Origin of the sequence: Pseudomonas sp. NBRC 111131 (assembly GCF_001320525.1) — a bacterium.
In the GTDB taxonomy this organism is placed as follows: domain Bacteria; phylum Pseudomonadota; class Gammaproteobacteria; order Pseudomonadales; family Pseudomonadaceae; genus Aquipseudomonas; species Aquipseudomonas ceruminis.
In genome coordinates, this window is sequence record NZ_BCBH01000021.1 from 1 (window position 1) to 24,348 (window position 24,348).

Here is a 24,348-nt window from a genome sequence, read left to right on the forward strand (position 1 = left end):
GCATTTCCTGCACCGCGCGCAGGTCCTGGGACGATTCCAGCACGTGGCTGGCGAAGGAATGGCGAAGCATGTGCGGGTGCAGGTGCTGGCCCAGTTCGCGCTCGCCTGCAGCCTTGACGCGCAACTGGATGGCCCGCGGCCCCAGGCGATTGCCCTGCCGGGTGATGAACACCGCACCGTCGCGCGGGCTGCCGATGCCGCGCAACCTGAACCATTGCTGCAGCGCTTCACGCGCCTTGCGACCCACGGGCAGCACACGCGCCTTGCCACCCTTGCCCACCACCTGGACCAGCCCAGCGGTGAGGTCCAGGTGCTCAAGGTCGAGATGGGTCAGCTCGGACAGGCGCAGGCCCGAAGAATAGAACAGCTCCAGGATGGCCTGGTCGCGGCGGGCGATAAAGTCGTCGTCCACGCCGCCATCAAGCAATTGCAGGGCGCGGTCGGTGTCCAGCACTTTGGGCAGCCGACGTTCGCCTTTCGGCGCGCTCAGGCCGGTGGCCGGGTCGTGCTGACACAGGCCTTCACGGTTAAGGTAGCGATACAGGCCGCGCACGGCCGACAACAGCCGCGCCAGGCTGCGCGAGGATTGCCCCTGATGGTGCTGGCGGGCGATCAGCTGGCGCAGTTGCTGGATCTGCAGGGCGCCCCAGCCGGCGATACCTTGGCTGTTGCAGTAGTCGATGACCTTGGCCAGGTCGCGGCGGTAGGCCAGCAGCGTATGTTCGGACACCTGGCGCTCGTTGCGCAGGTGTGCGCAATAAGCTTCCAGCTGGCGTTCCATCAGCGCACCGAACGCAGGGTCTGAGTGACGCGCGGCACCACGCGGCCTAGCACTTCGGCGATATAGCCAAGGAACAGCGTGCCGACACTGCTCTTGTAGTGCTGCGGGTCGCGGCTGCCGATCGCCAGCACGCCGTGCAGCCCCTGGTATTCGAGCGCTGCAACGGCGCTGGAGCCAACCTCACGGCGCTGCTCTTCGCCGAACAGGAAGGCCAGTTCGTGCTCGCGCAGGTTGCCGCTGACCGTCTTGCCGCCCCCCAGCAGCCCACCGATGGCCTGCTGGGCTTCGGCGTTGCTGACCCAGCGGCCGACTGGCGCGGCATTGTCGCCGAACAGGATCAGGCTGACGAAGGGCACCTGAAATTCCTGGCGCAGGCTGTCTTCAACGGCCATCACCACTTCTTCCAGGCTACCGGCGTCGAGCAGGTCGAGGATCAGCCGGCGGGTCTTGTCGAACAAGCGGTCGTTGTCCCGGGCCACATCCATCAGTTGCGATAGCCGGTGACGCATCTCGATGTTGCGGTCGCGCAGCAACTTGAGCTGGCGTTCCACCAGCGAAACACTGTCGCCACGCTGGTGCGGGATACGTTGCTCGACCAGTAGCTCGTCGTGCTCGGCAAAGAAGGTGGGGTGGGCACGCAGGTAGGCGACCACCGTTTCGGCATCGAGCTCGTTGGACTGCTGGGGTACAACCTGGGGCTGATCGGTCATGGCGGTTACTCGCTTAGAGACGAACCTGTCCTTCGTAGACGCGTACGGCCGGGCCCGTCATCACCACGGGCTTGCCGGTGCCGGCCCATTCGATGTTCAGGCGGCCACCGGGCAGGTCGAGGGACACCGGAGAGTCCATCCAACCCTGGCTGATCGCTGCCACGGCCGCGGCGCATGCGCCGGTGCCGCAGGCCTGGGTCTCGCCGGCGCCCCGTTCCCATACGCGCAGGTTGGCGCGGTGACGGTCGACCACTTGCAGGAAGCCGACGTTCACCCGCTGTGGGAAGCGTGGGTGGTGTTCGATCTTTGGTCCCAACTCATGCACCGGCGCGGTACGTACGTCGTCGACGCGCAGCACGGCATGCGGGTTACCCATGGATACGGCAGCAATGGAATGCACCTGGCCATCGACTTCGAGCGGGTAACTGAGCGCCTGCTCGTCGGCGACGAAGGGGATTTCGGCCGGGGTGAAGCGAGGCGGACCCATGTCGACACTCACCTGGCCGTCGTTCTGCACATCCAGCACGATGATGCCGCTTTTGGTCTCGACACGGATGCGCTTCTTCGCTGTCAGGCGCTTGTCGAGCACGAAACGGGCGAAGCAGCGCGCCCCGTTGCCGCACTGTTCGACTTCGGAACCGTCGGCGTTGAAGATCCGGTAGCGGAAATCCACTTCCGGATTGTTCGGTGCTTCGACGATCAGCAGCTGGTCGAAGCCAATGCCGGTATGGCGGTCTCCCCATTGCTTGGCGTGCTTGGGCTGGATGTGGGCGTGCTGGCTGACCAGGTCGAGGACCATGAAGTCGTTGCCCAGCCCATGCATCTTGGTAAAGCGCAGCAGCATGGGCTCACTCCGGCAGCAGGCTTTCGCCAGCGTACAGTTCGGCGATGGTCTCGCGACGGCGGACTTCGAAAGCCTGGTCGCCGTCGACCAGGATTTCCGCGCAACGGCCACGGGTGTTGTAGTTCGAGCTCATGACAAAACCATAGGCGCCCGCGGACTGCACGGCCAGCAGATCACCTTCTGCCAGGTTCAGCTGGCGGTCCTTGGCGAGGAAGTCACCGGTCTCGCAGATTGGCCCGACCAGGTCGTAGGCGCGGCCTTCGCCTTCGCGCGGCTTGACCGCGCTGACGCCCATCCAGGCCTGGTACAGGGCCGGGCGGATCAGGTCGTTCATCGCCGCATCGATGATGGCGAAGTCCTTGTGTTCGGTGTGCTTGAGGTATTCCACGCGGGTCAGCAGTACACCGGCATTGGCCACGATGTAGCGGCCTGGCTCGAACACCAAGGCCAGGTCGCGGTCACCCACGCGCTCACGAATGGCGTTGATGTAGTCGGCAACCAGAGGCGGCTGCTCATCGCGGTAGCGAACCCCAACACCGCCGCCCAGGTCCAGATGGCGCAGGTGGATACCGCATTCGGCAAGGCGGTCGACCAGTACCAGCAGGCGGTCGAGGGCGTCGAGGAACGGGTCTACGGTGGTCAGCTGCGAGCCGATGTGGCAGTCGACACCGACCACTTCCAGGTTCGGCAACTGTGCGGCACGCACGTAGATAGCCTCGGCGTCGGCGATGGCAATGCCGAACTTGTTCTCTTTGAGGCCGGTGGAAATGTACGGGTGGGTACCGGCGTCGACATCGGGGTTCACGCGCAGCGAGATCGGGGCAACCTTGCCCATCTCGGCGGCGACCACTTGCAGGCGCTCGAGCTCGTCGGTGGACTCGACGTTGAAGCAGTGCACGCCGACTTCCAGGGCGCGGCGCATGTCGTCACGGGTTTTGCCAACGCCGGAGAACACCACACGGTCGGCGCGCCCGCCAGCGGCCAGCACACGCTCAAGCTCACCGCCGGACACGATATCGAAGCCTGCGCCCAGGCGTGCCAGTACGTTCAGCACGCCAAGGTTGGAGTTGGCCTTGACTGCGAAGCACACCAGGTGCTCGATGCCTTGCAGGGCATCGGTGTAGCTGCGGTACTGGGCTTCGATGTGCGCGCGCGAGTAGACGTAGGTCGGGGTACCGAAACGTTCGGCGATGGCCGACAGGGCCACGCCTTCCGCGACCAGTTCACCGTCGCGGTAGTTGAAAGCGTTCATCTGATTTCCTTACTGCGCAGGCGACTGCTCGGGCTCGATTGGCTGCTCGTCCTGGGGCTGTACAGGCTGGGCGTGCTTGTGCTGATGCGACTTCTGGCTGGCCTTGCCGTCCTTGCCATCGTCAGGCAGGTACAGGGGGCCCTTCTGACCGCAGGCCGAAACGAGGCAGGCAACCGCGACCAGCGCCGCAAGTGAGGAAATCAGGCGCTTCATGGGTGAAATCCTTTGAAATAAGCAGTATTGCGCCCGAGTATACCGAGCGACCGGCCTATTGCCTATGCAAGCGCCGGTCCGCCGGGCGGGGCGCAACCACACTGCACGCGTCGAGCCGCTAGCGGCAAGAAGACGCTGCCCAGTGTACGCTGAGCTTTTTCCAGCCGTGTGTGGCTGGCAGCTTGCGGCTGGCGCCTTGCGCCCGTATCTTGCCCGGCTTGCCTGTAACGCAGCCAATTTCGAGGTTCCTGCAATGAGTTTGAGCGAAGCGCGTTTCCATGATCTGGTCGACGCGACCCAACAGGCCCTGGAGGATCTGTTCGACGAGAGCGGCCTGGACCTGGACATGGAGAATTCCGCCGGTGTCCTCACCGTCAAGTTCGACAACGGCAGCCAGCTGATCTTCAGCCGGCAGGAGCCGCTGCGCCAGCTGTGGCTGGCCGACCGCTCCGGGGGCTTCCACTTCGACTACGACGAAGAGAGCGGCAAGTGGGTCTGCGAAAAGAGTGAAGAGCTGCTTGGCGAAATGCTCGAGCGCATTGTCTGGGAGCGGGCCGGCGAGAAGCTGGACTTTGACGAGATCTGAAATGACTGCCCAGCCGCGGCCGCCCAAGCCGCTCTACAGCAACGTCAGCCCCGCAGTGCCTTCGCCGTGCATCAGCGTGTGCCGGCTGGACGAACAGCGGGTTTGTACCGGTTGCCACCGTCACGTCGAGCACATTCGCGAGTGGCGTTCGGCCGATGACGAACGGCGTCGGCAGATCTGCCGCGAAGCCGAGGCGTTACGCGCACGGGCTTGAGTATTTGCCCGGCTGTGGTAGTGTCGGGGTACGCGTCGGTGACGCCACAGCATTCACAAACCCCGCCCTTGGGCGGGGTTTTGCATTATTTGCCTTTAGAAAACCGCCTGTTCAATGGAGTCTGACTGGATCATGAGCACCAAGCCTACCCTCATCCTCACCCGATTGGACGTACAGCGTCTCGAGCGCCTGATCGACAGCCTCGACGAAAGTACTCCGGGTGTGCTCGCCTTGCAGGACGAGCTGGACCGCGCCGAAAAGGTGGTCGGTCATGAGGAAGTACCGGCCGGTGTAGTGACCATGAACTCGCGCGTGCATTGCCGCGAAGAGGCCAGCGGCAAAGACTATCACCTGACCCTGGTGTATCCGAAGGACGCCGGCGGCGAAGGCAAGGTCTCGATCCTGGCGCCGATTGGCTGTGCCTTGCTGGGCTTGACGGTGGGCAATCAGATCGACTGGCCGGCGCCGGGCGGCAAAACCCTCAAGTTGAAGCTGCTGGCTGTGGAATATCAGCCTGAAGCGGCGGGCGATTTCGACCTCTGATCCATCGGGCCGCCTGACGGCCCCGGCGTTCAAGGCTCGAACGTAGCCTGCAACTGGGCCAGGCCGTCGTTGAGCGCCTGTTCCAGCTCGCGCTTGTAGCGCAGGTACAGGAGGGTCGAGCCCTGCTCATCATCGAGCAGCTCGGAAAGATCCAGGTCCGTGATATAGCAGCGATAGTGCCCGGCACTGCGGCGCTGGCCGAGAATCTGCCGGGCGACGGTGGTGTACAACTCATCGCCGTGGTCCAGCTCAGAGAACTCCTGCTGATCGCAATACAGCGTGACATGTACCTCATCCCCTGCGCCGGCCTGCAGTATGGCCTGCACCTCGTAGTAGGGCTGCCCGCTGTCATCGCCGGGCGTCGCGCGTGGCTCGATGCTGCGCGCCTTGCCCGGCCCCGAAGGCAGCAACTGCGCGTAATGAATTTCCAGCGAGGCCTGATGCAGCTTGTCCAGTGGCAAGCGGGCGTCGCGGCGCATCACCACCGAGCGCAAGAAGCGCTGCAGGGGTAGCAACAGGTGGTTTTCGTCGTGCAAGGGCAGGCGTTGCTGCCACAGCGCATTGTACTCATCCAGCACATACAGCTCGGCCCAGCCTTCGAGCAGGCGGTAGAACACCTGGATGCACGCCGGTCGGCCTTGTTCCAGCACCAATGGCAGGTCATGGTCCTGCAGGGCATTGGCGTCCAGGTGCACCGGACTGTAGGTCACACGCTCCTCGCCCAGGCAGTCGAGCACGGCGTCGAGGTCGGCCAGTGTCGCCAGGCTGACTTGGCCGGGTAGCAGCTCCAGCACGTGGGTGAACTGCGCCACCTGCAGCACGTAACGGTGGTTCAGGCCCTGGTCGAGCAGCAGTTGCACGGTGTCGAAGATTTCCTCGACCCGTTGGCTGATGGCCTGGGCGCGGTTGTGGCAGAAGCAGCGCACCTGCACGCGGGGCCGGTGGCTACGCTGCCCGAGGCTGTTGAGAAAATCACGCACGCAGCGCAGCAGGGCATGCTCGCCGTCATAGCGCTGCACCAGCACTTCGTTCCAGCTGTTGAGGGTGATCTGGTCGAGTGTCAGTACCAGGTTCTCGCGCACCCCTGCGTAGCTCAGCGAGTCGGTGCGCTCGGTGGTCATCAGGATGTTCAGGTCGCGGTGGTGGCTTAGCGGGTCGATGCCAACGTTGACCAGCAGTAGCATCTCGTCGGCCACGCTTGGCTGCAGCAGACGTACTTCACTGACCGTCTCCAGCGGCAAGGGGATGCTCTGCTGCAGGCTGCCCAGCAGGTTGAACAGTTCGAACTCGCTCAGGTCGCTGACGCCCGGGTGCAGTGCCAGACGCGTGGTGCTGTCGATGACGCCGTTGCGGTGGGCCCAGGTCAGCAGCTCCAGCAGTTCGCGGCAACGCTTGATGGGGTTGAAGTGCTCCCACTCGTGTACCGCCAGGTTGCCGTTGTAGAGGCCCCAGTGATGGCTGCCGGGCTCTTTGCGGTTGGGTGACTGGACCAAGGTCAGGGTGTCTTCGGCGATATCCGGGGCGATGCCCGGGTTGATGACCTCGATCTTGCCGGCGCGGCGTTCGAAGGCCGCGTACAGGCGCCGGCCCAGTACATTGAGATCGCGCTGGTCGGCGCGGCTGCTGGCGTTCTGGTTTTGCGCAAACTGGCGCAGAAAGCGGTAGCTGTGGTTGAGCTCAGCCACCAGTTCACGGCGTTCGACCGCGACCTGGCGCACCTTCCATTGGCTGCGGCTATCCAGCATGGCCAACTGGCGCTCATCCCACCCCCATTCGTCAGTCAGGCGCTGCAACAGGCGGCGCTGCCAGCCATTGCTGCGCGCTTGGTCCTGGCCACTGAGCTTCTTGTTGACCTTGAGGTACAGGCTGCGCCGTACCAGTTCCAGGCGGATGGTTTCACCGCGCTGCTGCAGGTAGCGCTCGATTCGCCGGTACACCATCACATAGGGGTCGAGCTCATCAAGGTCGAGACGGTTGGCGAACACCGCCTGCTTGTAATCCAGGCTCAGGCAGCGAACGTCGGGGTGTTCGCTGGCGTACGCCTCGGTAAGCAGCAGTTTGAGCAGCGACTTGTAAGGTGAGTCGATCCCCTTGAACAACTGCCACAAGCCGGCACCGACAAACTCCCCCGGGGGGATGTGCGCCAGGTGGCCGAGGTCGAGGGCGTCCGTGCTGCGGATAAAGCGCTTGGACAGCAAGGTATCGGTGTAGCTGCGGTAGTTGTGTTCTGCGTACTCCGGCACCAGCCACCACAGCGGTGTACGCCCGGCCAGCCAGATGGCAGTGCGGTAGAACTCGTCGAGCAGCAGGTAATGCTGGGTGGTGCCGCAATCGTCGGAGCTGAGCTGGCTGTTGCGCTGGCCTTGGGCGAAGCCTTGCGGGTCAATCAGGAAAAAGTGCGCTTCGGCGCCCAGGCTGATTGCCCATGTTTCCAGCAACTGACATTTGCGCCGCAGCTCTTCGAGGTGAGTTTCGCCCAACCCCGGTGCATGGCAGACCCACAAGTCCATGTCGCTCTGTTCGGCCTGGGCCAGGGAGCCGAGGCTGCCCATCAGGAACAGGCCGTGGATTGGCCGGTGCGGGTTGCCCAGGCGCGTCTTGTAGGAAAACGAGCGGGCCAGCCGCTGTCCTTCGGCCACCAGCTCGGGGCCAGGCTCGAAGCCCGATACGCCTGCCGGCGTGCTGCCGGAAACATACCCAGGCAGCAGCGGATGGTTGACGTGAAACAGCAGTGGCAGCAGGGTCAGCACTTGTTGCTGGCGGGTTGAAAGCCCGTCCATGGCGCGCTGCAAGCGGCCCTCGTTAAGGTGCAGGAAGCGCCCACGCAGTGTCGCCAGCACCTTGCGGTCGATGCCTTCGTCCAGGTCGGGGCGGATCTCGTGGGGGTGGTTCATTGCGCACTCAGGGGCATACCGGGGGAGCTGAGGCGAGTTTAGCCTGAGTGGAGCACTCGGATAAGCGACAAATGTTTTTTTGGCGTCATTTTTCTACCGCCATTGAGCGCTTCCAAGCGGTAGGCCCGCTCCCACGGGTTCAGCGCTGTACGAGTGGGAGCTGGCGATTTCACGCCGGTTGCGGTGATTTGAGAATGTTCAGCAACAGCTGCACGCTCTGCGCGGCGTCATGCCCGAGGCTGGTGAGGTAACCGCCATCGGGCTGGTCGGTCAGTCGTTTCTCGTGCAGGCGTTGAGCCGCAGCGACAAGGGTGGGAGAGGCGTTCGCGTGAATCTTGATACCTTCCTGGCTGCTGTCCAGGTTGAACAGGGCGAGCACTTCCAGTTCGGCAATCAGTTCGGGGGTGAAGGACATGGCGACTCCTGACTTCCAGACGAGGATGGCGGCACCGCCAGCGGTGCCTGACCCTGGAGTGTAGTCGGGTTATTCGTCCGCGCCTTGATCTGTCTCAGGTGGCAGTTCGGGCAGCGCGCGCAGGGCGGCTTCATACCATTCGGTGTTGAACGGGCGGTCTTCGTCGAGCATGTTGTCGATCTCGATGGCCAGCACGTGGGCCATGAGGTTGAGAATGTCCTCGCGCTCGTAGCCGACCAGGGTCAGCTTGTTGAGGGTGGCCTTGGCCGCTGGTGGCTCGCCGCTTTCGATCTGGTTCTCGATAGCCTGGGTCAGTGTCGCCTCGGCGAAGGCTTCGTCGTCATTGTCGATGTCGGTGGGCTCGCTCATGGCGGTACTCCTGTAGTGGGGCGTACAGTTTGCCATGCTCGCGCCGGCAATGCCTGGTCATCGACCGGGCGCATGACGCTGGTCAGGGGCGGGCGATGGGGCTATAAAAGCCAGGCCAACCCCATACGGCCTGGAGGCTGTTACCCCATGCTCAAGCTTCACGGATTTTCGGTCAGCAACTACTACAACATGGTCAAGCTGGCGCTGCTGGAAAAAGGCCTGCCGTTCGAGGAAGTCACGTTCTACGGTGGCCAGGCGCCGCAAGCGCTGGCAGTCAGCCCACGAGGCAAGGTGCCGGTGCTGGAAACCGAGCACGGGTTCATCAGCGAAACCAGTGTGATCCTCGATTACATCGAGCAGACCCAAGGGGGCACACCGTTGCTGCCGGCAGACGCGTTCGGGCAGGCCAAGGTGCGCGAGTTGCTCAAGGAGATCGAGCTGTATATCGAGCTGCCGGCGCGTACCTGCTATGCCGAGTCATTCTTCGGCGCGGCGGTAGAGCCGTTGATCAAGGAGCGGGCGCGTGCAGACCTGCTGGCTGGGTTTGCCACGCTCAAGCGCAATGGGCTCTTTGCACCTTATGTGGCGGGTGAAGCACTGACCCTTGCCGACTTGATGTTCTGCTTCTCGGTCGACCTGGCTTACGCAGTGGGCAAGAAGGTGCTGAACATCGATTTGCTGGCGGACTTCCCGCAGGCCAAGGCGTTGCTCGAGAAAATGCGCGAGAACCCGCACATGGCGCGAATCCTGGCGGACAAGGAGGCATCGATGCCGGCCTTCATGGAGATGGTCCGCAGCGGCAAGCGCTGAACCTGAAGAGGGCTGCTCAGCAGCCCAATCGCTGGCACGCCAGCACCCGGAGGGATCGCACTTGGCGCTGCGGCGAACGAGGGCAAAGCCCTCGCACTGGGGCCTTAACGCGAAGCCAGCAACGCCTTGCCGCGCGCTACGGCAGTGCGCACTTGCGCCGGCGCGGTCCCACCGATGTGGTCACGGGCGTTGACCGACCCTTCCAGGGTCAGCACGGCGAACACGTCCTGTTCGATCTGGTCGCTGAACTGGCGCAGTTCTTCCAGGCTCATCTCGGCCAGGTCCTTGCCGGTATCGACGCCATACTTCACCGCGTGGCCGACGATCTCGTGGCAGTCACGGAATGGCAGGCCACGGCGTACCAGGTAGTCGGCCAGGTCGGTGGCGGTGGAGAAACCACGCAGCGCCGCCTCGCGCATGATCGCGTGCTTCGGTTTGATGGCCGGGATCATGTCGGCGAAGGCGCGCAGCGAATCGCGCAGGGTGTCGGCGGCGTCGAACAGCGGTTCCTTGTCTTCCTGGTTGTCCTTGTTGTAGGCCAGCGGCTGGCCTTTCATCAGGGTCAGTAGGCCGGTCAAGGCGCCGAACACACGGCCGCTCTTGCCACGGACCAGCTCCGGTACGTCCGGGTTCTTTTTCTGCGGCATGATCGAGCTGCCGGTGCAGAAGCGGTCTGGCAGGTCGATGAACTGGAACTGCGCGCTGGTCCACAGCACCAGCTCTTCGGAGAAGCGCGACAGGTGCATCATCGCCACACTGGCAGCGGCACAGAATTCGATGGCGAAGTCACGGTCCGAAACGCCGTCCAGCGAGTTGCCAGCCACTGCTTCGAAGCCCAGCAGCTTGCACGTCAGCTCGCGGTCGATCGGGTAGGTGGTGCCGGCGAGTGCGGCGCTGCCCAGGGGCATGCGGTTGGTGCGTTTGCGGCAGTCGACCAGGCGCTCGTAGTCGCGGCTGAGCATTTCGAACCAGGCCAGCAGGTGGTGGCCGAAGGTGACTGGCTGGGCCGTCTGCAGGTGGGTGAAGCCCGGCATGATGGTTTCGGCTTCACGCTCGGCCTGCTCCAGCAGGCCCTGCTGCAGGCGGGTGATTTCGGCCAGGATCAGGTCGATTTCGTCGCGCAGCCACAGGCGGATGTCGGTGGCGACCTGGTCGTTGCGGCTGCGCCCGGTGTGCAGCTTCTTGCCGGTGATGCCGATGCGATCGGTCAGGCGTGCTTCGATGTTCATGTGCACGTCTTCAAGGTCGACGCGCCAGTCGAAGTTGCCGGCTTCGATTTCGCCCTGGATGGTCTTCAGGCCGTCGATGATGGTATCGCGCTCGGCGTCGCTGAGTACGCCAACCTGCGCCAGCATCGTGGCGTGGGCGATCGAACCCATGATGTCGTGGCGGTACAGGCGCTTGTCGAAGTCGACCGAAGCGGTGAAGCGGGCGACGAAGGCGTCGACGGGCTCACTGAAGCGGCCGCCCCAGGACTGATTGGTCTTGTCGGTGCTCATGGATTCACTCGTTGAAGGCGTGAACGAAAAAAGTGCCGCCGATGATAGCAGGATTGGGCTTGCCGCCGCAGGGCGCCTGTCGACAGAAATCCGTGGGAAACATCGGTAAAGGCAGGCCAAAACGATATTCAACGATTGAACGGCAGTGTTCTAAGGACCGTCTACAGTTGGACAAAGGACTGGCAGCGAATCTGCCGGCTCAGTGAATCTTTGGCCTTCGTATCGGTCTAGAGCGTGACCGCAGTGTCGCTCGACCTGCATCTGTCTACGCTATACCTGTGCGAGACTCACTCAGGAATCCAGAGCAATTATGAATGTCCTGATCGTTGATGATGAACCCCAAGCCCGTGAACGCCTGACGCGGCTATTCGGGGACCTGGAGGGGTACACCGTGCTGGAGCCCAGCGCCACCAACGGCGAGGAGGCACTGGCCCTGATCGAAAGCCTCAAGCCCGATGTCGTCCTGCTGGACATCGGCATGCCGGGCCTGGATGGCCTGCAGGTCGCGGCTCGCCTGTGCGAACGCGAGGCGCCTCCGTCGGTGGTGTTCTGCACCGGTGACGATGCCTATGGCGCTGAAGCTTTCAGGGACAGCACCCTCAGCCACGTGACCAAACCGATCCACCCCCAGGCCCTGCGCGATGCGCTGCGCAAGGCCGAGAAACCCAACCGCGCCCAGCTGGCGGCGCTGACCCGTCCAGGCAGCGAAGGCGGCGGCCCGCGCAGCCATATCAGTGCACGTACCCGCAAGGGCATCGAGCTGATCCCCTTGGGGCAGGTGATCTATTTCATTGCCGATCACAAATACGTGACCTTGCGTCACGAGGCCGGCGAAGTGCTGCTCGATGAGCCGCTCAAAGCCCTCGAGGACGAGTTCGGCGAGCGTTTCGTGCGTATCCACCGCAATGCCCTGGTGGCCCGTGAGCGTATCGAGCGCTTGCAGCGTACCCCGCTGGGGCATTTCCAGCTCTACCTCAAAGGCCTGCACGATGACGCCCTGACCGTCAGCCGCCGGCATGTGGCTGGCGTGCGCAAGATGATGCAGACGCTTTGAACAAGGGCCTTGTCGCCAACCAGCCGGCGACAGGCCCGCTACAGGATCCTGACCCACATCTGCTAGCGATACCGACGGAGCTGTTATCATCGGCGGTATTCCTAAGCATCGGGGCGCTCCATGTCCACTCGCGAAATCCGCATCGCCACCCGTAAAAGTGCCTTGGCCCTGTGGCAGGCCGAATACGTCAAAGCCCGGCTAGAGCAGGCCCATCCTGGGGTGCTGGTCACCCTGGTACCCATGGTCAGCCGCGGAGACAAGCTGCTCGACGCGCCGCTGGCGAAGATCGGCGGCAAGGGCCTGTTCGTCAAGGAACTTGAAACTGCACTGCTGGAGAACGAAGCCGACATCGCCGTGCATTCGATGAAGGACGTGCCCATGGACTTCCCCGAAGGCCTGGGCCTGTACTGTATCTGCGAGCGCGAAGACCCGCGCGACGCCTTCGTGTCCAACCGGTTCGCCAGCCTCGAGGCGCTGCCTGCCGGCAGCATCGTCGGCACTTCCAGTCTGCGTCGCCAGGCCCAACTGCTCGCGCGCCTCCCGGACCTGCAGATCCGCTTCCTGCGTGGCAACGTCAATACCCGCCTGGCCAAGCTCGATGCCGGCGAGTACGACGCCATCATCCTTGCAGCGGCAGGCCTGATTCGCCTGGGCTTCGAGTCGCGCATCAGCGCCAGTATCAGTGTCGACGACAGCCTACCGGCCGGTGGCCAGGGTGCAGTAGGCATCGAATGCCGTACTGCAGACACTGAGCTCCATGCCTTGCTGGCACCGCTGCACCACGTCGATACCGCTGACCGCGTGGTGGCCGAACGAGCCTTGAACAAGCGCCTGAACGGCGGTTGTCAGGTGCCGATTGCCTGCTATGCAGTCCTTGAAGGCGAGCAGCTCTGGCTGCGTGGGCTGGTGGGCCAACCCAGCGGGGGGACCTTGCTGGTGGCCGAAGCCCGTGCGCCACGCGCGTCTGCCCAGGCCTTGGGCATACAGGTTGCCGAAGACCTGCTGGGCCAGGGCGCCGAAGCCATTCTCAAGGAAGTTTACGGTGAGGCCGGGCACCCGTGAGCCCCTGGCGCCTGTTGCTCACCCGGCCTGCCGATGACTGCGCTGCCCTGGCGCAGAGCCTGGCGGCGGCCGGTGTGGCCAGCAGTTGCCTGCCCTTGTTGGCGATCGAGCCCGTAGCACTGGGGGAGGGGCAGCGCGCGCTGCTTTGCGCGCTGAAGCAATACGCGGTCATCATTGTGGTCAGCAAGCCCGCTGCCAGGCTGCTGCTGGAACACCTGGCACAAACTGCCGTGCAACCGCCTGCGACCGGCTGGTTCAGCGTCGGTGAAGCGACGGCAGGTGTATTGCGCGCTGCGGGCTTGCAGGTGACGTTCCCGGCGCAGGGTGACGATAGCGAGGCCTTGCTCGCACTCCCGGGCCTGCGCGAGGCTATGGCGGTTGCCACGCCACGGGTGCTGATCGTGCGCGGCGTAGGAGGTCGCGAACTGCTGGCCGGGCGTCTTGCAGAGCAAGGTGCTAGTGTCGATTATCTGGAACTGTATCGTCGCTGCCTGCCGGAGTACCCGGTGGGTACGTTGATGCGTCGCATCCAGGCGGAACGCCTCAACGGCCTGGTGGTCAGCAGTGGGCAGGGTCTTGAACACCTGCAGCAGATGGCCGCTGGCGACTGGCCGCAAGTGGCGTGTCTGCCGTTGTTCGTGCCGAGCCCGCGAGTCGCCGAGCAGGCCAGGGCTGCAGGGGCCCAACAGGTTTTGGATTGCCGTGGCGCGAGTGCCGCGGCCTTGCTGGCAGCTGTGCAGCGTAGCGCTGCACCTGCCTCTTAAGGCGCTAAGCTCAGAGCGATGCGCCCCCATGCAAAGGATGGATACGTGAGCGAAACTGTCTTGTCCAACAATGATCAGCCGTCGGCGCAGGAGCCGGCACAACCCATTACCGACCAACCCGCCAAACGCTCTGGCAGTGGCCTGGCCCTATTGGCACTGCTGGTGGGCGCTGCAGGGATTGCGGTAGGCGGTTGGGGTGTCTGGCAGGTGCGGCAACTGCAAGGCAGTGAATTGAACCAGGGCCAGCACCTTGAAGCGCTGAGCCAGCGTGCTGCAGCCCTGCAGCAGCGTGAGCAGCAGATCAGCGCCCAGCTCGCCAGTCTGCCGGCGGCCAGCGAACTGGAAGACCGGCGTCGCCTGGTGGCACAACTGCAAGGCGATCAGCAGCGCCTGAGCCAGCGCCTGGAAACCGTCCTGGGCGAAAGCCGCAAGGAGTGGCGCCTGGCCGAAGCCGAGCACCTGTTGCGCCTGGCGACGCTGCGCCTTTCGGCGTTGCAGGACATCACCAGCGCCAAGGCGTTGGTCGAGGGTGCCGACGAGATCCTGCGTGAACAGAGCGACCCCGCGGCGTTCGCCGCTCGCGAGCAACTGGCGCGCAGCCTGGCGACGCTCAACAGTACCCAGCAACCAGACCGCACTGGGCTGTTCCTGAAGCTGGCCGCCCAGCGTGACCTGGTACAGCAGCTCAGTGCCCAGTCACCGGAATTCGACAGCAATGCCGATGCGCTCGGGGCCCTTACCGCCGACGGCGATGGTGCCAGCCGCTTGTCCCAGTGGTGGGCAGAGATCTCCAAGTACTTCCAGATCGATTTCAACGCGGACGACAACGTGCGCCCCCTCCTGGCCGGGCAGTCGCTCAATCAGCTGCGTCTGGCCTTGAGCCTGACCATCGAGCAGGCTCAGTGGGCGGCGCTCAATGGCGAGGCCAAGGTCTACACCCAGGCCTTGGATGATGCGCGCAGCGTGCTGCTGGCCAACTTCAATGCCGACAACCCGCAAAGCAAGGCGATGCTCGACAGCCTCAATGCGCTGGCCGAGCAGCCGGTTTCGGTTGTCACGCCCGACCTGAGCGAGAGCCTGGCGGCGGTGCAGAACTACATCCAGCGCCGCCACCTGCCCGCCGAGCGGGAAGGGGGCAAACCATGAAGCGTGTCTACCTGCTGGCGGTACTGGCCATTGTGGTTGCCGCAGCGCTGGGCATCGCGGTGGCCAAGCACAGCGGTTACGTGCTGATTGCCTATGGCGGCTTCCGTTACCAGTCCGGGCTGTGGGCAGCGCTCGCGGCCCTGGCGGGGGTGGTTCTGGCCCTCTGGCTGCTGCGTTACCTGGTAGGCCTGGTGCTGACCTCCAGTGGCGTGGTCAACCCCTGGTCGCGGCGTAATCGCAGCCGACGCATTCGCATTGCCATCGAGCAGGGGCAACTGGACCTTGCCGAGGGACGTTGGGCCAGTGCCCAGCGCCACCTGCACCGCGCCGCCGAGGCCGAGCGCCAGCCGCTGCTGTATTACCTCGGCGCGGCCCGTGCGGCCAACGAGCTGGGGCGCAAGGAAGACAGCGACAACCTTCTTGAGCGCGCTTTGGAGCGCCAGCCCCAGGCCGAACTGGCAATTGCCCTGACCCACGCACAGTTGCAGATGGACCGAGGCGAAACGGATGGCGCCCTGGAAACACTGCTGGCCATGCAGGAGCGGCACCCTCACAACAACCAGGTGCTGCGCCTGCTGCAGCGGCTGTATCTTGAGCGTGGCGACTGGTCGGCGCTGATTCGCCTGTTGCCGGACCTGCGCAAGGCCAAGGTGCTGTCGGCCGCTGAACTTGCTGCGCTGGAACAGCGCGCATGGGGCCAGAACCTGAGCCTGGCGACCGCCCGCGGCGACGATGCACACAGCGCTCGCCAGGCGCTGGAGCGCGCCTGGCAACAACTGACCGCAGCCCAGCGTCAGGAACCGCAACTGGTGCTGGCCTATGCCGAGCAATTGCGCCAGGTGGGCGCCCAGGGCGAAGCCGAACAGGTACTGCGCACCGCCCTCAAACGTCAATACGAAAGTCACCTGGCCCGACTGTACGGCCTGGTGCGCGGCGATGACCCGGCCCGCCAGCTGCAAACCGCCGAGGACTGGCTCAAGGCGAACCCACAGGACCCGAGCCTGCTGCTCACGCTTGGCCGCCTGAGCTTGCAGAACCGCTTGTGGGGCAAGGCACGCGACTACCTGGAAAGCAGCCTGCGCATGGAACGCAACCCGGAAACCTGTGCCGAACTGGCCCGGTTGCTTGCCGGCCTGGGTGAGACCGAGCGCAGCAACCAGCTGTTCCAGGAGGGCCTTGGCCTTCTGGATGAACGCCTGTTGGCCCTGCCGTTGCCCGAAGCTGTACGCGCCTGACCTAGCCATGAGCCTGCGCGAGCGCGCGGGCTCATGGGCGAGGTAATTTGTCCATAGCAACGCGTAATTTCTGCTGCATTCTTCTTAAGAAAATTCCTACCACTCGGATGGATTTTTCTTCTGCCTCCCAGTGACTTCTCGCCCCTGTCGCGCCTTGAAACAAAGTGCGTCTTTCCTCTACCGTTTCAAGCCACATCTTCTAGCCCAGGGCCTCCACCACCCATGTTGCCGGCACGTCTGCGCACGTTTTTTCTTCCAGCCTGCCTTGCCTCGGTGGCGGTCCTGGTCGTGTCCTTCTACCTGGAGCGCTCCTTGGGGCTGATGCCGTGCCCGCTGTGTTTCAGCCAGCGATTGCTGCTGGCTGTGCATGCTTTTATCTGCCTGTGCGCGGTTCTGCATGCCCCCGGCAGCGCAGGGCTCAGGCACTACGCGCGCGCTGCGCTGGCCAGCTCGGGCGCAGGGGCGTTGCTGGCGGCACGGCATGTCTGGCTGCAGGGTGCCGGCAGTGTCAGCCAAGGTAGCCCGGGGCCGATCTGGCCCGTGTTCGAACGGTCCTGGAGCGAGGCCGCCCGGCAACTGCTGCTGGGCGGGCAGGACTGCAACTCGCTGACCTGGAGTTTTCTTGACCTGACCCTGCCCGAATGGAGCCTGCTGGCCTTCCTGCTGCTGGCAGCGCTGCCCTTGACCTACCTGATGGCGTATCGTTTCCGCACACTGGGCAAAGCTTGATCGAACGCAAGTTTTCGGCAGTAGCACGACCAATGGTGATGCGCCAGGGTATTAAACGCTTGTATGAACTTAGTCGTCTGCGTACCTTGATGGTCAGCACGCGCGGGAATAATCTCCCAGCACGCACACCGAAAAATACAACTGCTCGATGCCGTCCTGCTGATGTCACCGTTGTGCCGCACGGTCGTGGTACGAGGTGCAGCGGCATCTACCCAGAAGGGAAGAGATTGCCATGCTCGATAGTTGTCAGAACGCCCAGGAACGCTGGGGCGGGGTTCACCGGCTGATCGACCGCTGGCTCAAGGAGCGCGAGGAGCTGGTCCAGGCTTTTCGCGCCTTGCGCGATGCCAAGCCGGCCTTTGCAGACAAGGAACAGAACCGCGACTTCTGCGCGGTGCTGGTCGATTACGTGTCGGCCTGGCATTTCGAAGTCAGCGAGCAACTGGTGACGGAGGCCAAGGCATTCGGTGACCAGAAAGCCCTGAAACTGGCCGAAGAGATCAACCCGCGGATCAACGACATTACCCAGATCGCACTGGCATTCAATGATCACTGCGAAAAGGGCGAGTGTACCGACACCGAACGCTTCGCCGAAAAACTGGGCAAACTGGGCAGCCTGTTGCACGAGCGCTTCGAACTCGAGGACTGCCTGATCGAGGTATTGCACAACGCGCACAAGGAAGAGGGCGCAGTCGAAGCCTGATAGGTCGACGTCAACTGCCGACTGCCAGCAACTCGATTTCGAATACCAGTGGTGTGAAAGGCGCGATCAGATCACCCGCGCCTTCGGCGCCGTAAGCTTGTGCCGAGGGAATCACCAGGCGCCAGGTCGACCCCACCTTCATATGCGGCAGCGCCACTTGCCACCCTTCGATCACCGAGCCCAGGCTGAACCACTGGGGCTGCTGGTTCTGATCGAACACCGAGCCGTCGGGCAAGGTGCCCACGTACCGCACTTGAACCTTGTCACCGGCCTTGGGCTGCGCGCCGGTGCCAGTTTTCAATTCACGGTAGAGCACACCTTCGGGCAACTCGTGCATGCCAGCACGTGCTCGTTCGTTGGCCATGAACCGCGTTTCAACGGCCTGCGCTTTTGTTGCATCGCCTTGCTCGGCCGCGCTGTTCGCCTGTTCTTCATGCTGCTGAAGGATGGCCTGCATGTGCGCCTTGTCCAGCTGTAGAGGCTGGTTTCGATAGGACTGGCGCAAGCCCTCGAGCAGCGCGTCGAGCTGCAACCCAGGCACCTCCTGGCGCAGCCGCTCACCCAGGCTGGCGCCCAGGCTGTAGGCCAAGTCATGGTCGTTGGGGGGTGTCGCATCGGAAGCCGCCAGCGCCATGGGAGCCACCAGGCACAGGCCGAGAACGAGATAACGAGGCATGTGCAACTCCGAGCTCAGGAACTGCGAAGTATGCCAGCCCGTTGGCGGCAGATGCGTAAATATCAGCAACGAATTGTTAAGCAACTACACTTGCACGCAGCTGCAAGATAACAACTTTGCCCAGGCATGCAACGCGGCGCAAACGATACTGTCAACATGCCCTAGCGGCGGTAGCAGCAGAAGCATAGTATGAGCCGCAATCTCATCAGCCAGGAGGTAAACCATGTCGGCCAAAAAGAAGCCCGTAAGTACGCCGTTACACCTGCTCCAGCAACTTTCGGGCAGCCTGCTCGAACACTTGGAAGATGCCTGCTCGCAAGCGCTGGCTGATGCGGAAAAACTGCTGGCCAAGTTGGAAAAGCAACGTGGCAAGGCGCAGGAAAAACTGCACAACGGGCGCCTGAAGTTGCAGGACGCGGCCAAGGCAGGTAAAGCCAAGGCCCAAGGCAAAGCACAGAAAGGCATTGGTGAACTTGAGACGTTGCTCGACTCGCTCAAAGAGCGCCAGACGCAAACCCGGACTTATATTCAGCAACTCAAGCGCGATGCCCAGGAAAGCCTGAAACTTGCCCAGGGTGTTGGCAAGGTGCGTGAGGCTGCGGGTAAGGCACTCGATCAGCGTGCCGCCGCTGCCAAATCAGCTAAGCCGGCGGCTGCAAAAGGGTCTGCGAAAACCGCCGCCAAGCCTGCGGCAAAACCAGCCGCCAAAGCACCTGCCAAGACGGCTGCCGCCAAAGCCCCTGCCCGCGCAACGGCAGCCAAACCTGCTGCTGCCAAGGCCCCAGCCAGAGCGGCAACCAAGGCCGCTGCGGCGAAACCGGCCGCTACCAAAGCGCCGGCACGCACGGCTGCGGCTAAACCTGCAGCCAAACCAGCTGCCAAGGCTCCGGCCAAAGCGGCGGCTACCAAACCCGCCGCTGCCAAAGCCCCGGCTAAACCTGCGGCCGCGAAACCTGCCGCCGCCAAGCCTGCTGCGGCTAAAACCACCGCGTCCAAGCCTGCAGCCAAAGCTGCGGCCAGGCCTGCAGCTGCCAAATCCGCCGCCAAGCCAACTGCCACCAAGGCTCCGGCCAAACCAGCGGCTGCCAAGCCCGTTGCCAGCAAGCCTGCCGAAAGCAAGCCGACCACTCCGGCAACGGCTGCATCCACGTCCAACTCTGCGGCGCCTGCCTCGACGGCACCGGCTGCAAGCACCCCGGGTCAGGCGCCGTCTTCGGCCTCCTGAAGCCCGGCGGCGGCGCGCAATCGCTCCAGCGCGTCGTGGCCACCGGCCTGGTCAGGCGCAAGCCAGGCCAGCCAGTCGTCCGTGGGCTCCTGCGAGCCCTCGGGCCATTGCTGCGCGCACGCCTGCAAGCGCTCCAGTAACGTCCTTTCTGCCTGCAGCTCCAGGCCCTTCACCTGCTCTCGCAGCGCTGCCAGTTGCGGGTCATGTTGCGCTGACGCACGCCACTGCTGGCGCAGTTCACGTAGCGGCGTCACCACGCCCTGCTGCCAGGGGGCGGCCAAGTCGCGCAGCGCCTTTGCCCGCTCGGCATCCACAGTGACATTGCGCCGTTGCAGCCAGGTCGCACACAGCAACAGGCAAACATCGCCCCCCATTGCCTGCACGCTCATGCAGGCCTCTTCGACCCCCGGCCGGGCATACAGGGCCAGGGCGTGATTCCACAGGTCAGTGCACATGATTCCACTCACGCTATAGGCCAAGGAAGCTGGTAGACTCCGCGACCATCATGATCAGACTATCCAACCTCACTTTACAGCGTGGTCCGCAGCGCTTGCTAGAAGGCGCCGAGATGACCCTGCACGCCGGCCACAAGGCCGGCCTGATCGGTGCCAACGGCGCCGGAAAATCCAGCCTGTTCGCCTTGCTGCGTGGTGAGCTCTCGCCCGACGCCGGCGACTGCCAGCTGCCGGGTGACTGGCGCATTGCCCACATGCGCCAGGAGGTCGATACCCTCGATCGTGTGGCGGTGGACTACGTGCTCGACGGCGATGCGCGCCTGCGCAAGGTGCAGGCCGAGCTTGCCGAGGCCGAGCTGGCCCATGACGGCACTGCCCTGGCGCGCCTGCACAGTGAGCTGGAAAGCGCCGACGGCTATACCGCCGATGCCCGAGCGCGCAAGTTGCTGGCAGGCCTTGGCTTTACCAACGAGCAGATGGACCGCCGCGTCGGCGACTTCTCCGGTGGTTGGCGGATGCGCCTGAACCTCGCCCAGGCCCTGATGTGTCCGTCCGACCTGTTGTTGCTCGACGAACCGACCAACCACTTGGACCTCGACGCGATCCTGTGGCTGGAGGATTGGCTCAAGGGCTACCCAGGCACGCTGCTGCTGATTTCCCACGACCGCGATTTCCTGGATGCCGTGGTCGACCATGTGCTGCATGTCGAACAGCGCAAGCTCAACCTGTACAAAGGCGGCTACACCGCCTTCGAGCGCACCCGTGCCGAGCGCCTGGCGCAGCAGCAGCAAGCCTATGAGAAGCAGCAGGCTCAGCGCGCGCACATGGAAAAGTACATCGCCCGCTTCAAGGCCCAGGCCACCAAGGCGCGCCAGGCGCAGAGCCGGATCAAGGCATTGGAGCGCATGGAAGAGTTGTCGGCGGCGCATGTCGATTCGCCGTTCGATTTCGTCTTCCGTGAGTCGCAGAAGATTTCCAGCCCCCTGCTGAGCCTGTCCGAAGGCCGCCTTGGCTATGGTGACAAAGCGATCCTGGACAAGGTCAAGCTGCAACTGGTGCCGGGGGCACGTATTGGCCTGCTCGGCCCCAACGGTGCCGGTAAATCGACCCTGATCAAGAACCTTGCCGGCGAACTCGAGCCGCTGTCGGGGCGCCTGGTGCGGGGTGAAAACCTTGCCGTTGGCTACTTCGCCCAGCACCAGCTCGACTCGCTGGATGACAAGGCCAGCCCGTTGCTGCACCTGCAGCGCATTGCGCCGAGCGAGCGCGAGCAGACACTGCGCGACTTCCTGGGCGGCTTCGACTTCCATGGTGATCGCGTCGACGAGCCGGTGGTGAATTTCTCCGGGGGCGAAAAGGCCCGCCTGGCCCTCGCCCTGATCGCCTGGGAGCGGCCTAACCTGCTGCTGCTCGACGAGCCGACCAACCACCTCGACCTGGAAATGCGCCTGGCGCTGACCATGGCGTTGCAGGAGTTCGCCGGAGCCGTGGTGGTGGTGTCCCACGACCGTCACTTGCTCAAGAGCACCACCGACGAGTTCCTGCTGGTGGCCGATGGCAAGGTCGACACCTTCGATGGCGATCTGGACGACTACAGCCGCTGGCTGGTGGAGTACCGCCAGCGCAGCGCGCCGGCGAGCAATGTGTCGGCCAACCCGGACAAGACCGACAAGAAGGCCCAGCGCCAGGCCGCCGCAGCCTTGCGCCAGCAATTGGCACCGCACAAGAAGGCGGCCGACAAGCTCGAGGCCGAGCTCAGCCAAGTACACAGGCAATTGGCCGAGATCGAGGCAGCGTTGGGCGACAGCGGCCTGTACGAGGCCGCGCGCAAGGATGAGTTGCGCGACCTGCTGGCCCGACAAACCAAGCTCAAGCAGCGCGAAGGCGAGCTTGAGGAAGGGTGGATGGAAGCGCTGGAAACCCTGGAAAGCATGCAGGCCGAGCTCGAGGCGTTGTCCTGATGGAGGAGCTGCGCTCGCTGCTGCCGGGGCAATGGATGGATACCTTCTGGCTGGGCCTGCAGATTCTGCTGATCCTGGTCAGCGCCTTTGTCCTGCAGCGTGTTATCGCCCGTGGCCTCAGCCGCCTGGGCCAGCGCTACCCGTTGCCGCCGGAGTTGCTAGTGCCGGTGCGTGGCGGTTTGCGCTGGTTGATCATGGGCAGCGCATTGCTGTTCGTGCTGGAGCGCCTGGGGGTTTCCGCGACCGTGTTGTGGACGGCGCTGTCCGGTTTCGTCGCGGTGGCAGCAGTTGCGTTCTTCGCCATGTGGAGCGTGTTGTCCAACCTGCTGTGCGCGGTGCTGATCTTCACCGTAGGGCCTTTTCGCATTGGCGATGTGGTGGAGCTGGTCGACACCCTGGACAAGCCGGGCGTCAAGGGCCGGGTGATCGCCATCAACCTGTTGTTCACCACCTTGATGGAACTGCCTGAGGCGGGCGGGGCGCTGGTGCAGGTGCCTAACAGTCAGTTCTTCCAGAAGTCGGTCAGGCGGTGGCGGGGCGCTGAAGTGCAGGGGCTGAGCAGAGACGTGGCGAGCGAGTCCGACTGATCTGCTGTGCTGTTTGGTGCCAGCTTCTTCGCGGTAATCCCGGCCCCCCTTCTGGAAAAAACACTGGTCATTTTTTCGCCAACCCCTTAGCTTAACGTTTTGCAACATATGTTCGAGCGAGGTGTGCGATGTCGATGGAAGTGTGGTTGGGCTTCTTTGCCGCGTGTTGGGTGATCAGCCTTTCACCTGGGGCCGGGGCAATCGCCTCGATGTCCAGCGGCCTGCAGTATGGTTTCTGGCGTGGTTACTGGAATGCGCTAGGCCTGCAGATCGGCCTGATTGTACAGATCGCCATCATCGCCGCCGGCGTCGGCGCTATCCTCGCTGCCTCGGCTACCGCTTTCCACATCATCAAGTGGTTCGGTGTCGCCTACCTGGTTTACCTGGCCTACAAGCAATGGCGTGCGTTGCCAATGGACATGACCGATGAATCCGGCGTGCGCCCGATCGGCAAGCCGCTGAGCCTGGTGTTCCGTGGCTTTCTGGTCAACGTCAGCAACCCCAAGGCGCTGGTATTCATGCTCGCGGTGTTGCCGCAGTTCATTAACCCGCACGCGCCGTTGCTGCCACAATACGTGGCCATCACGCTGACCATGGTCAGCGTCGACATGCTCGTGATGGCGGGGTATACCGGGCTCGCTTCGCGGGTGTTGCGCCTGCTGCGTACGCCCAAGCAGCAGAAGCGCCTGAACCGCACCTTTGCCGGGCTGTTCATTGGCGCTGCCACGTTCCTGGCCACCTTGCGCCGCGCGCCTATCTGAACAGACGGTGATAGCCCATTCGTGGGTAAGTCCGCCCCAGAGCTACTGCATTGCTTCCCGAATCAATGGGGGGATGCAGGGCGGAGTTACCCGCGAAAGCGTCAACGCGGATTCGACCGTTCCACCATCCCCTTGAGCAGGTCCAGCGGCATCGGAAACACGATGGTCGAGCTCTTGTCCCCGGCGATCGACCCCAGTGTCTGCATGTAGCGCAACTGCATGGCTCCCGGCTCCTTGCTGAGCATCTGTGCAGCCTGCATCAGTTTCTCGGACGCTTGCAATTCCCCTTCGGCATGGATGACTTTCGCCCGGCGCTCACGCTCCGCCTCGGCCTGCCGGGCAATGGCACGGACCATCGACTCGTTCAGGTCGACGTGCTTGATCTCGACGTTGGCGACCTTGATGCCCCAGGCGTCGGTCTGTGCATCGAGCACGTGGCGGATGTCCAGGTTCAGCTGTTCACGTTCGGCCAGCAGCTCGTCCAGTTCATGTTTACCCAGCACCGCACGCAGCGTGGTCTGGGCCAGCTGGCTGGTGGCCACGAGAAAGTCTTCGACCTGGATGATCGCCTTCTGTGGGTCGAGCACGCGGAAATACAGCACGGCGTTGACCTTCACCGATACGTTATCGCGGGTGATGACATCCTGGGGCGGTACATCCAGCACCACGGTCCGCAGGTCGACCCGGACCATCTGCTGGATCACCGGGATCAGCAGGATCAGCCCAGGCCCCTTGACCTGCCAGAACCGCCCGAGTTGGAACACGACGCCACGCTCGTACTCGCGCAGGATGCGAAACGCCGACAGCAGGAGCATCGCCAGTACCAGCAGCACGGCGCCAAAACCCAGTTGCATGAACAT

Annotated in this window: 27 protein-coding genes; 15 read left to right on the top strand and 12 right to left on the bottom strand. The window is 63.7% G+C overall.

The annotated features are described in order from the left end of the window. The 5 genes from APH34_RS18445 to APH34_RS18465 all read right to left on the bottom strand — a co-directional run. Nucleotides 1-781: tyrosine recombinase XerC (locus APH34_RS18445; RefSeq protein ID WP_054902384.1), on the bottom strand; the 781-nt coding region annotated here is incomplete at its 3' end. Continuing rightward, nucleotides 781-1,491, bottom strand: a complete 711-nt coding sequence (locus tag APH34_RS18450) for a DUF484 family protein (protein ID WP_054902385.1) — start codon at nt 1,489-1,491, stop codon at nt 781-783. The genes APH34_RS18450 and APH34_RS18445, both read right to left, overlap by 1 nt. A 13-nt stretch (nt 1,492-1,504) precedes the next feature. Beyond that, a complete protein-coding gene (dapF, locus tag APH34_RS18455; protein WP_054902386.1) occupies nt 1,505-2,335 on the bottom strand; it encodes a diaminopimelate epimerase in 831 nt (276 codons plus the stop codon). Between the two features lie 4 nt (nt 2,336-2,339). Beyond that, complete coding sequence (gene lysA / locus APH34_RS18460; RefSeq protein ID WP_054902387.1) at nt 2,340-3,587, bottom strand: diaminopimelate decarboxylase; 1,248 nt, start codon at nt 3,585-3,587, stop codon at nt 2,340-2,342. A gap of 9 nt (nt 3,588-3,596) precedes the next feature. After that, on the bottom strand, nt 3,597-3,800 hold the full coding sequence (locus APH34_RS18465; RefSeq protein WP_054902388.1) for a lipoprotein: 204 nt from the start codon (nt 3,798-3,800) through the stop codon (nt 3,597-3,599). Between the two features lie 253 nt (nt 3,801-4,053). Here APH34_RS18465 and cyaY point away from each other — a divergent pair, with 253 nt between their 5' ends. From cyaY to rnk, 3 genes are all read left to right on the top strand, one after another. Continuing rightward, nucleotides 4,054-4,386, top strand: coding sequence for an iron donor protein CyaY (cyaY, locus tag APH34_RS18470; RefSeq protein ID WP_054902389.1), 333 nt, complete (start codon nt 4,054-4,056; stop codon nt 4,384-4,386). Between the two features lies 1 nt (nt 4,387). Further along, nucleotides 4,388-4,600 (top strand): DUF1289 domain-containing protein, encoded by a 213-nt coding sequence (locus tag APH34_RS18475; RefSeq protein WP_054902390.1) that lies wholly within the window; start codon nt 4,388-4,390, stop codon nt 4,598-4,600. Nucleotides 4,601-4,732: 132 nt separating this feature from the next. Further along, nucleotides 4,733-5,143 (top strand): nucleoside diphosphate kinase regulator, encoded by a 411-nt coding sequence (rnk, locus tag APH34_RS18480; RefSeq protein ID WP_054902391.1) that lies wholly within the window; start codon nt 4,733-4,735, stop codon nt 5,141-5,143. A 29-nt stretch (nt 5,144-5,172) separates the two neighbouring features. Here rnk and APH34_RS18485 read toward each other — a convergent pair whose 3' ends face one another. The 3 genes from APH34_RS18485 to APH34_RS18495 form a co-directional block, all read right to left on the bottom strand. Further along, entirely contained in the window at nt 5,173-8,037 is a 2,865-nt protein-coding gene (locus tag APH34_RS18485; protein WP_054902392.1) for a class I adenylate cyclase, read from the bottom strand. A gap of 169 nt (nt 8,038-8,206) precedes the next feature. Beyond that, nucleotides 8,207-8,452: a TIGR02647 family protein gene (locus APH34_RS18490; protein WP_054902393.1), complete on the bottom strand. Its 246-nt coding sequence runs from the start codon at nt 8,450-8,452 to the stop codon at nt 8,207-8,209. A gap of 69 nt (nt 8,453-8,521) precedes the next feature. Next, the gene (locus APH34_RS18495; protein WP_054902394.1) at nt 8,522-8,821 is read right to left on the bottom strand and encodes a hypothetical protein; all 300 of its coding nucleotides are present in this window, start codon (nt 8,819-8,821) and stop codon (nt 8,522-8,524) included. A 147-nt stretch (nt 8,822-8,968) separates the two neighbouring features. Between APH34_RS18495 and APH34_RS18500 the strand changes: the two genes are divergently transcribed. Next, nucleotides 8,969-9,631: a glutathione S-transferase gene (locus tag APH34_RS18500; protein ID WP_054902395.1), complete on the top strand. Its 663-nt coding sequence runs from the start codon at nt 8,969-8,971 to the stop codon at nt 9,629-9,631. Nucleotides 9,632-9,735: 104 nt separating this feature from the next. Here the strand turns inward: APH34_RS18500 and argH are convergent, their stop codons facing one another. Further along, nucleotides 9,736-11,130 (bottom strand): argininosuccinate lyase, encoded by a 1,395-nt coding sequence (argH, locus tag APH34_RS18505; protein ID WP_054902396.1) that lies wholly within the window; start codon nt 11,128-11,130, stop codon nt 9,736-9,738. 310 nt (nt 11,131-11,440) lie between these two features. Between argH and APH34_RS18510 the strand changes: the two genes are divergently transcribed. The 7 genes from APH34_RS18510 (at nt 11,441) to APH34_RS18540 (ending at nt 17,823) form a co-directional block, all read left to right on the top strand. Beyond that, the gene (locus tag APH34_RS18510) at nt 11,441-12,184 is read left to right on the top strand and encodes a LytTR family DNA-binding domain-containing protein (protein ID WP_054902397.1); all 744 of its coding nucleotides are present in this window, start codon (nt 11,441-11,443) and stop codon (nt 12,182-12,184) included. Nucleotides 12,185-12,304: 120 nt separating this feature from the next. After that, nucleotides 12,305-13,246, top strand: coding sequence for a hydroxymethylbilane synthase (gene hemC, locus APH34_RS18515; protein WP_054902398.1), 942 nt, complete (start codon nt 12,305-12,307; stop codon nt 13,244-13,246). Then, the gene (locus APH34_RS18520; RefSeq protein ID WP_054902399.1) at nt 13,243-14,010 is read left to right on the top strand and encodes a uroporphyrinogen-III synthase; all 768 of its coding nucleotides are present in this window, start codon (nt 13,243-13,245) and stop codon (nt 14,008-14,010) included. Before hemC ends, APH34_RS18520 begins: the two co-directional genes overlap by 4 nt. A 45-nt stretch (nt 14,011-14,055) precedes the next feature. Further along, nucleotides 14,056-15,156: a uroporphyrinogen-III C-methyltransferase gene (locus APH34_RS18525; protein ID WP_054902400.1), complete on the top strand. Its 1,101-nt coding sequence runs from the start codon at nt 14,056-14,058 to the stop codon at nt 15,154-15,156. Then, the gene (locus APH34_RS18530; RefSeq protein ID WP_054902401.1) at nt 15,153-16,391 is read left to right on the top strand and encodes a heme biosynthesis protein HemY; all 1,239 of its coding nucleotides are present in this window, start codon (nt 15,153-15,155) and stop codon (nt 16,389-16,391) included. Before APH34_RS18525 ends, APH34_RS18530 begins: the two co-directional genes overlap by 4 nt. 222 nt (nt 16,392-16,613) lie before the next feature. Continuing rightward, on the top strand, nt 16,614-17,120 hold the full coding sequence (locus tag APH34_RS18535) for a disulfide bond formation protein B (RefSeq protein WP_054902402.1): 507 nt from the start codon (nt 16,614-16,616) through the stop codon (nt 17,118-17,120). Between the two features lie 232 nt (nt 17,121-17,352). After that, on the top strand, nt 17,353-17,823 hold the full coding sequence (locus APH34_RS18540) for an Rsd/AlgQ family anti-sigma factor (protein WP_054902403.1): 471 nt from the start codon (nt 17,353-17,355) through the stop codon (nt 17,821-17,823). A 10-nt stretch (nt 17,824-17,833) separates the two neighbouring features. Here the strand turns inward: APH34_RS18540 and APH34_RS18545 are convergent, their stop codons facing one another. Continuing rightward, entirely contained in the window at nt 17,834-18,499 is a 666-nt protein-coding gene (locus APH34_RS18545; RefSeq protein WP_054902404.1) for an FKBP-type peptidyl-prolyl cis-trans isomerase, read from the bottom strand. A gap of 223 nt (nt 18,500-18,722) precedes the next feature. Here APH34_RS18545 and APH34_RS18550 point away from each other — a divergent pair, with 223 nt between their 5' ends. Continuing rightward, nucleotides 18,723-19,724, top strand: a complete 1,002-nt coding sequence (locus tag APH34_RS18550) for an AlgP family protein (RefSeq protein ID WP_054902405.1) — start codon at nt 18,723-18,725, stop codon at nt 19,722-19,724. Here APH34_RS18550 and APH34_RS18555 read toward each other — a convergent pair. Continuing rightward, complete coding sequence (locus APH34_RS18555) at nt 19,700-20,179, bottom strand: TIGR02444 family protein (RefSeq protein ID WP_054902406.1); 480 nt, start codon at nt 20,177-20,179, stop codon at nt 19,700-19,702. The two genes, APH34_RS18550 and APH34_RS18555, sit on opposite strands and share 25 nt — an antisense overlap. Before the next feature lie 50 nt (nt 20,180-20,229). Between APH34_RS18555 and APH34_RS18560 the strand changes: the two genes are divergently transcribed. The 3 genes from APH34_RS18560 (at nt 20,230) to APH34_RS18570 (ending at nt 23,488) form a co-directional block, all read left to right on the top strand. Continuing rightward, nucleotides 20,230-22,140: an ATP-binding cassette domain-containing protein gene (locus APH34_RS18560; RefSeq protein WP_054902407.1), complete on the top strand. Its 1,911-nt coding sequence runs from the start codon at nt 20,230-20,232 to the stop codon at nt 22,138-22,140. Beyond that, nucleotides 22,140-22,727: a mechanosensitive ion channel family protein gene (locus APH34_RS18565; protein ID WP_054902408.1), complete on the top strand. Its 588-nt coding sequence runs from the start codon at nt 22,140-22,142 to the stop codon at nt 22,725-22,727. Before APH34_RS18560 ends, APH34_RS18565 begins: the two co-directional genes overlap by 1 nt. 128 nt (nt 22,728-22,855) lie before the next feature. Then, the gene (locus APH34_RS18570) at nt 22,856-23,488 is read left to right on the top strand and encodes a LysE family transporter (protein WP_054902409.1); all 633 of its coding nucleotides are present in this window, start codon (nt 22,856-22,858) and stop codon (nt 23,486-23,488) included. 101 nt (nt 23,489-23,589) lie between these two features. Here the strand turns inward: APH34_RS18570 and APH34_RS18575 are convergent, their stop codons facing one another. After that, nucleotides 23,590-24,348: a slipin family protein gene (locus tag APH34_RS18575; protein ID WP_054902410.1), complete on the bottom strand. Its 759-nt coding sequence runs from the start codon at nt 24,346-24,348 to the stop codon at nt 23,590-23,592.

Bases quoted from the DNA above. Each gene is read 5' to 3' on its own strand.
- APH34_RS18490 (WP_054902393.1), bottom strand. From the start codon at position 8,452: ATGTCCTTCACCCCCGAACTGATTGCCGAACTGGAAGTGCTCGCCCTG.
- APH34_RS18465 (WP_054902388.1), bottom strand. From the start codon at position 3,800: ATGAAGCGCCTGATTTCCTCACTTGCGGCGCTGGTCGCGGTTGCCTGC.
- APH34_RS18485 (WP_054902392.1), bottom strand. From the start codon at position 8,037: ATGAACCACCCCCACGAGATCCGCCCCGACCTGGACGAAGGCATCGAC.
- cyaY (WP_054902389.1), top strand. From the start codon at position 4,054: ATGAGTTTGAGCGAAGCGCGTTTCCATGATCTGGTCGACGCGACCCAA.
- APH34_RS18570 (WP_054902409.1), top strand. From the start codon at position 22,856: ATGTCGATGGAAGTGTGGTTGGGCTTCTTTGCCGCGTGTTGGGTGATC.
- APH34_RS18535 (WP_054902402.1), top strand. From the start codon at position 16,614: ATGTTGCCGGCACGTCTGCGCACGTTTTTTCTTCCAGCCTGCCTTGCC.
- APH34_RS18495 (WP_054902394.1), bottom strand. From the start codon at position 8,821: ATGAGCGAGCCCACCGACATCGACAATGACGACGAAGCCTTCGCCGAG.
- APH34_RS18540 (WP_054902403.1), top strand. From the start codon at position 17,353: ATGCTCGATAGTTGTCAGAACGCCCAGGAACGCTGGGGCGGGGTTCAC.
- APH34_RS18545 (WP_054902404.1), bottom strand. From the start codon at position 18,499: ATGCCTCGTTATCTCGTTCTCGGCCTGTGCCTGGTGGCTCCCATGGCG.
- APH34_RS18530 (WP_054902401.1), top strand. From the start codon at position 15,153: ATGAAGCGTGTCTACCTGCTGGCGGTACTGGCCATTGTGGTTGCCGCA.
- APH34_RS18510 (WP_054902397.1), top strand. From the start codon at position 11,441: ATGAATGTCCTGATCGTTGATGATGAACCCCAAGCCCGTGAACGCCTG.
- APH34_RS18560 (WP_054902407.1), top strand. From the start codon at position 20,230: ATGATCAGACTATCCAACCTCACTTTACAGCGTGGTCCGCAGCGCTTG.
- APH34_RS18575 (WP_054902410.1), bottom strand. From the start codon at position 24,348: ATGTTCATGCAACTGGGTTTTGGCGCCGTGCTGCTGGTACTGGCGATG.
- APH34_RS18475 (WP_054902390.1), top strand. From the start codon at position 4,388: ATGACTGCCCAGCCGCGGCCGCCCAAGCCGCTCTACAGCAACGTCAGC.
- rnk (WP_054902391.1), top strand. From the start codon at position 4,733: ATGAGCACCAAGCCTACCCTCATCCTCACCCGATTGGACGTACAGCGT.
- dapF (WP_054902386.1), bottom strand. From the start codon at position 2,335: ATGCTGCTGCGCTTTACCAAGATGCATGGGCTGGGCAACGACTTCATG.
- APH34_RS18565 (WP_054902408.1), top strand. From the start codon at position 22,140: ATGGAGGAGCTGCGCTCGCTGCTGCCGGGGCAATGGATGGATACCTTC.
- APH34_RS18450 (WP_054902385.1), bottom strand. From the start codon at position 1,491: ATGACCGATCAGCCCCAGGTTGTACCCCAGCAGTCCAACGAGCTCGAT.
- hemC (WP_054902398.1), top strand. From the start codon at position 12,305: ATGTCCACTCGCGAAATCCGCATCGCCACCCGTAAAAGTGCCTTGGCC.
- APH34_RS18500 (WP_054902395.1), top strand. From the start codon at position 8,969: ATGCTCAAGCTTCACGGATTTTCGGTCAGCAACTACTACAACATGGTC.
- lysA (WP_054902387.1), bottom strand. From the start codon at position 3,587: ATGAACGCTTTCAACTACCGCGACGGTGAACTGGTCGCGGAAGGCGTG.
- argH (WP_054902396.1), bottom strand. From the start codon at position 11,130: ATGAGCACCGACAAGACCAATCAGTCCTGGGGCGGCCGCTTCAGTGAG.
- APH34_RS18555 (WP_054902406.1), bottom strand. From the start codon at position 20,179: ATGTGCACTGACCTGTGGAATCACGCCCTGGCCCTGTATGCCCGGCCG.
- APH34_RS18550 (WP_054902405.1), top strand. From the start codon at position 18,723: ATGTCGGCCAAAAAGAAGCCCGTAAGTACGCCGTTACACCTGCTCCAG.